The 1,319-nt window shown below is 45.9% G+C and carries 2 protein-coding genes; both read right to left on the reverse strand.

Annotation, left to right across the window (positions count from 1 at the left end; translation table 11 throughout):
- On the reverse strand, positions 1-636 hold a 636-nt coding region (locus CK240_RS18460), incomplete at its 3' end, for a helix-turn-helix domain-containing protein (protein WP_135058922.1).
- 1 nt (position 637) lies between these two features.
- The coding region (locus CK240_RS17535) for a TIGR04255 family protein (protein WP_135058924.1) at positions 638-1,319 on the reverse strand (682 nt) is incomplete at its 5' end.

A 1,319-nucleotide genomic window follows, 5' to 3' on the forward strand; every position in this document is an offset into this window, starting at 1 on the left:
GAAACTAAGTTCTTCTTCGAGACCAAGATCTTGCTCTCCCTCCGACAGAGCTAGGAGCTGTTGTCCAGCAGACTCTACCGGCTTTGATATCATCAAAAATTTCTTGGAATCTACACGACCAATGCCTTTGCCAGCAAGAGCACGGAACTCCGTAAATCTCTTATCTTTCAACAGGTCAAGCAAAATGGAGTTGCCGTCCCCTTCGGTCAGAAGCAGAGCTTTTGTCAGCGCCCCCTCACCACGGTCAACATAACGAATAGCATCTAAAACGCGGCCAAGATGCTCCATGTTTTCAGAGGAAATAGCGCCGCCATTTTGCCAATTGTGGATAGTTTTAGGGCTTACACCGAGAACGTCTGAAACCTGTTTGATAGTCAAACCCGAGCGACGACGGAGATCAGAAATCGCACCAGTAGCGTCCGGTCCAGTTTTAACTTTTTTATCGTTCTTGAGATTATTTCCCTCTCTCGTCCAGTGAGATTCTGGCGCTATATGATGGACTACACCACCTAAGTCATATGTTGCGTGACCATATGCCCCTAGCTGCGCACGTAAGATATCATATGATTCAGAGCGACGCGAAGGGACAACCGCTGCACCCAACGCAGTACTTAAGATAGCTGCCAAACCGACCATTTTATCCTCCGAAACGTTTTAGAAACTCTTCCGTAATTGCCCAACGGAAGAAGGCGTAGGCACGGTCAGAAAGATAGTTTAGAGACGTCAGGGCCTTATCAACGATAAACTCTTCTGCTTGCTCAGGTTGAGTAAATGCGTCAATGTCTAGAATCCATGAGTTGGTGTCCAGCCGATCCATAAGATCCGACATTGCTGTATTTGGAGGAAGTATTCCCCAGTGAACAACTATCCCTCCCTCTTTTGTACGACAAGTGGATTGTGCAACAGACTGAACAACATTCTCTCGAATCTTAGCATCAGCCAAACCAATAAGATTTTCACGTACAAGAATCTGAATATTCGAGAGGTCTTCCGGACTTTGAAGCCTATTGATATATCGATAGCCAATTCGGATCATAACTGTCGGCTGAACCGTATCGGCCAGAGCATTCAGGATAAAACCGAACCGCTTAATAAAGTCGATGTGCCCATTGTAATCTTTAGTCTCTAGCGTAATTGCATTTGCTGCGAGAACAACGCGCCACTTTTTATCAACACTACTAAAGTTCCAATGGACCTCAGTGCCACTAATCTCCGGTGCACTGCCCGGTATAGGTAGAGGCACTGCTTCTATCCTTTCTACAAAAGGATAGACTTTTCGAATGCGGTCCTGAAACTCTACTATATAGCTGTCATCCCTG

The sequence above is a fragment of the Paracoccus salipaludis genome (genome assembly GCF_002287065.1).
GTDB lineage: Bacteria > Pseudomonadota > Alphaproteobacteria > Rhodobacterales > Rhodobacteraceae > Paracoccus > Paracoccus salipaludis.